Consider the following 4,399-nt stretch of genomic DNA (forward strand, 5'->3'; position numbering starts at 1 on the left):
GCTGCACAACTGAATATGAGCAAGAAGCAGTCTCAAAGAATTAAACGTTAATTTCTAAATCACTAAGGAAAAATTATGACCTATTCTATTAAATCAATACCGCGGCCTCTAAGCATTTTATCTATATCCCTCTTATCTATTTTTGGATTGTTCATTTTTGTTGGTTGTTCAAAGTCATCCGATCAAGGTACTGCGCAAAATACTGCTTCATCTATTCAGACTACGGCATCTAATTTGGGCGATTTATCGCCTTTTATCACTATTACTAATGATGTTCAAATTTTGGTTGATAAAAATGATTTGCAGGGCGCAAAGAGCCGTATTAAAGATTTAGAAGTTGCATGGGATTCTGCGGAGGCTGGTTTAAAGCCAAGAGCAGCTGATGATTGGCACGTGATCGACAAGGCCATTGACCACTCCTTAAGTGCACTAAGAGCAAATAACCCGAATGCTTCCGAGTGTAGGGCGACGCTGTCTGATTTGCTACAAAAGATGAACTCAATGCAAGGAAAGAAATGAGGTCGGAGCTCTTCTCTGTTACTACCGAGCAGTCATTCACAAAAGTCCCAGAGGTAACTCTACTATTTTGGATTATTAAAATTGCTGCTACGACGCTGGGTGAAACGGGAGGAGATGCTCTATCGATGTCGATGGGCTTTGGGTATCTTGCTGGTACTGGAATTTTTGCTGCTATCTTTGCACTTGCTGTAGCCGCTCAAATTAAAGCCAAGCAATTTCATCCTATGCTGTATTGGATTACGATTATTGCCACGACTACAGTAGGGACTACCTTGGCTGATTTTGTAGATCGCTCATTAGGAATTGGTTATGCAGGTGGCGTTACCATTCTGATAACGTTGCTCGCAGCTTCTTTAACTCTATGGCATCGCACACTTGGATCGATATCTGTACAAAGTATCTTATCACCTAAGGCTGAAATTTTTTACTGGGTCACTATTATGTTTTCACAAACGTTGGGAACGGCTCTGGGTGATTGGTCAGCCGATACGGCAGGTCTTGGTTATGCCGGCAGCGCTCTTGTGTATAGTGGACTACTAGGACTATTAGTGATGCTGCACTTTCGTACTAAGATTTCTAAAACTGCTTTATTTTGGATGGCTTTTATTTTGACAAGACCTTTAGGTGCCGTTGTAGGTGATTATTTAGATAAGCCTTTAGCTGCAGGTGGCTTAGCGCTCAGTCGCTATAGCGCCTCAGCTGTTTTAATGGGGTTCATACTGGTTTGTCTTTTTATGTTTCAACATCGTGCCGCTCAAAAAGCCCATTGATGTATTTTTTCTAAATTAGGAGAAGGTGGTGCGGGTTTTGCTCGTTGAAGATGACTTAATGATTGGCCCCGCAATTCAAGGCACATTAGAAGATGGTGCATATGCGGTTGACTGGGTTCAAAATGGCCAAACTGCTCTGACTACATTGGCTTGTCAGCACTACGATGTCATCCTCCTAGATTTGGGATTGCCAGGCAAAGATGGCTTAGATATTCTTGGGAGTATTCGTGCTAGCAATAATCCAATACCTATACTTATTATTACCGCCCGCGATGACCTAGAAGATCGATTGCGTGGCCTAGATGGTGGTGCGGATGACTACATCGTCAAGCCATTTGATATGGCTGAGCTGATGGCTCGTATGCGTGCTGTGATTCGTCGAAAAGATGGTAATCCAGTTTCCGTAATTAGTAATGGGGTTATTTCTTTAGATCTAGCTACCAATGAGGCCTCTACTGCGGATGGCAAGAGCGCTCAACTATCTTCAAAAGAATTTTCTTTACTTCAGGCCCTGTTATCTCGCCCTGGTGTCATTTTGTCTCGAGGTGATTTGGAAGATCGTATATATGCATGGGGTCAAGAGGTTGAGAGTAATGCTGTAGAGTTTTTGATCCATGCCTTGCGACGTAAGCTTGGTGCCGAGCATATTAAGAATGTAAGGGGGCTAGGATGGATGGTTTCAAAAAACGTTTAACCGATTCCCTGCAATTTAAAATATCTTTCAGCATAGCGATTTGTATTTTAGGGTTTGCTTTAATGGCAGGCATTGTTGCGTTCAAGTCAGCCTATGATGAGGCGCATGAACTTCAAGATGACCTGCTGCGACAGGTTTCCAGCTTCATTACCCAGAAACCATTGTCATTAGACGTATTAAATTATGGCAGGCATGACAAGATAGGTGACGCTGAATCACACATTATTATTCAGCAGCTTGGCAATGCGCCTGGATTACTCAACATATCAGCTTCTTTACCTGATGGCCTACAGAGCATAAAAATTGATGGGAAAGAATATCGCGCTATTCTTAGGACTCTAGATGGTGGTGAGCGTATTGCAATATCCCAACCCATAAGCTTCAGAGATGAAATCGCCCGCGACAGCGCATTGCGAACAGTAATGCCATTTCTACTTATGCTTCCTGTCCTCTTATTTATCGTGGCCTATCTTGTGCAAAAGATATTCCAGCCTATTAAAAATCTTGCAAATGACATTGATCGTCGTACTGAGCAACATCTGCACTCAATAGAAGAGGTTAATTTACCAACAGAACTGAGACCCTTTGTAGTTGCTATAAATCGCTTGTTAGGGCGAGTGAGTCAATCTATGCTGTTACAAAGACGTTTTATTGCCGACGCCGCTCATGAAATGCGCTCACCACTGACTGCATTATCTTTGCAAGCAGAGCGCATAGCCCAAGTTCAAATGTCACCTGAGGCTCAGGAAAGGATTGGCGTATTACGGCAAGGAATAAACCGTAATCGAGATTTACTTGAACAACTGCTTACTTTGGCAAAAGCACAATCTTCAAAAGTTAGCCCAGAAAATGCCGTTTCTATCCAGGCAGTATTTCGCCATGTTTTAGAAGAACTTATGCCAATTGCTGAGGCTAAGTTTTTAGATATTGGTGTTGAAGAGTCGGAGGATGTATTTACATGGGCTAGCGAGCTAGATTTATTTACTCTTCTCAAGAATTTAGTAGAAAATGCAATTCGCTACACACCGGATCATGGTCGAATCGATCTTAAGGTTTGCAAAAAAGATAGTCATGCAATTATTAGTGTGTGCGATACCGGTCCTGGTATCGCTCTCCAAGAGCGGGATCGGGTATTTGAACCGTTTTATCGTAGCTTGGGTACAAATCAAGGTGGATCTGGTTTAGGGCTTGCAATCGTGAGGGCAATCGCTGAAAAACTTGGCGCACAGGTGGACTTGGCATTTAGCGATGAAAAGAGTAATTCTGGTTTGCGTGTCTCAGTCCAATTGCCAACCTATGGTGGATGACTACTTTAGGTCGTTTTGAGCCTGCCATCGGTAAGTAAGGCAAAGGTCTGCTTTATGTTAAGCAACACTCTATCTCAGCCCTGGTGCTGCGCTGTCGGGTAAACCGATAGTAAATAATTTAGGTCGCCCAAACGCAATTCTGAAATTAAGCTAACAAGTGTCCGGTTTCGCAAGTTATTTAGGTTGCTCACGGTAACCCAGCGCCTTCCATCCCCACTCGAAACTTGCATTAACTTCCGCATTGTTCCAAACAGTCACTACATTTCACCAGCCTATAAAGACAACACCCCCACTATTGCTAGTGAGGGTCTCTTGATGCTTGAAGGTGCATCAGAAATCGAGTGGCCAACCGTCTCGAAACACGACACTTGCAATTGGTCAAAGTAGCCCCTAATCTGTAGATGCCATATCAAAACCAATCAATTCCACGTGATTCCACGACTCTCGGTGCGTATGCCACACCTGATCTAGCAAGGCTTAAGTCATTGTTTCTGCTATTGATTTATATCATTTTTTAAGCTTCTAAGGCGTAGGTCGCACGTTCGAATCGTGCTGGGCAGGCCACCTCTTATAATTTCCCCCTTTCTTTTTTGCCCTTTTCGGGGATATTTGCACTATTAATTTTGATATCTGTGAATATACTGGCACTGAAATTTATATGTTTATTGATAATGGGAGATATTCGTGAAAAGCAAAAAACTAAGCGCTAATTGTTTAATCGTTTCGACATTGTTCTTTGGCGCTGTAAATGCTTATGCCGCAAGCCAGACGATGGATAAAATTCAATCTACTGGTGCGGTAACCATGGGTGTGCGTGAATCGTCCATTCCTATGTCGTATACCACTGGCGATAGCCGCTTTGATGGCTACCACGTCGAGATTTGCCGCATGATTTTGGCTGATATCAAAGATAAGCTGGGCTTGAGTGCCTTACGTATTAATTATCAACCCGTTACATCGCAGAATCGTGTGCCCCTGGTTCAAAACGGCACGGTAGACATTGAGTGTGGCACAACAACCAACAACACTGCGCGAGCAAGGGATGTTGGTTTTGCTAATACTCTTTACGTTGAAGAGGTTCGAATTGCTGTCAAGGCAAATTCTGGTAT

The 4,399-nt window shown here is 43.0% G+C and carries 5 protein-coding genes; all 5 read left to right on the forward strand.

The window, feature by feature from the left end; genetic code table 11:
* Positions 1–75: 75 nt before the first annotated feature.
* Entirely contained in the window at positions 76–519 is a 444-nt protein-coding gene (locus tag B7Y67_RS11420) for a hypothetical protein (RefSeq protein WP_293598748.1), read from the forward strand.
* Positions 516–1,289: a hypothetical protein gene (locus B7Y67_RS11425; protein ID WP_293598749.1), complete on the forward strand. Its 774-nt coding sequence runs from the start codon at positions 516–518 to the stop codon at positions 1,287–1,289. The genes B7Y67_RS11420 and B7Y67_RS11425 overlap by 4 nt, the downstream gene beginning before the upstream one ends.
* 28 nt (positions 1,290–1,317) lie before the next feature.
* Positions 1,318–1,983: a response regulator transcription factor gene (locus tag B7Y67_RS11430; RefSeq protein ID WP_293598750.1), complete on the forward strand. Its 666-nt coding sequence runs from the start codon at positions 1,318–1,320 to the stop codon at positions 1,981–1,983.
* 62 nt (positions 1,984–2,045) lie between these two features.
* Positions 2,046–3,290, forward strand: coding sequence for a sensor histidine kinase (locus tag B7Y67_RS11435; RefSeq protein WP_367227282.1), 1,245 nt, complete (start codon positions 2,046–2,048; stop codon positions 3,288–3,290).
* 717 nt (positions 3,291–4,007) lie between these two features.
* A partial coding sequence (locus tag B7Y67_RS11440; protein ID WP_293598752.1) for a transporter substrate-binding domain-containing protein occupies positions 4,008–4,399 on the forward strand: 392 nt, incomplete at its 3' end.

The sequence above is a fragment of the Polynucleobacter sp. 35-46-11 genome, from assembly GCF_002281105.1.

Coding starts and splice junctions, on each gene's coding strand:
- B7Y67_RS11425 (WP_293598749.1), top strand. CDS start 516: ATGAGGTCGGAGCTCTTCTCTGTTACTACCGAGCAGTCATTCACAAAA.
- B7Y67_RS11420 (WP_293598748.1), top strand. CDS start 76: ATGACCTATTCTATTAAATCAATACCGCGGCCTCTAAGCATTTTATCT.
- B7Y67_RS11435 (WP_367227282.1), top strand. CDS start 2,046: ATGGCAGGCATTGTTGCGTTCAAGTCAGCCTATGATGAGGCGCATGAA.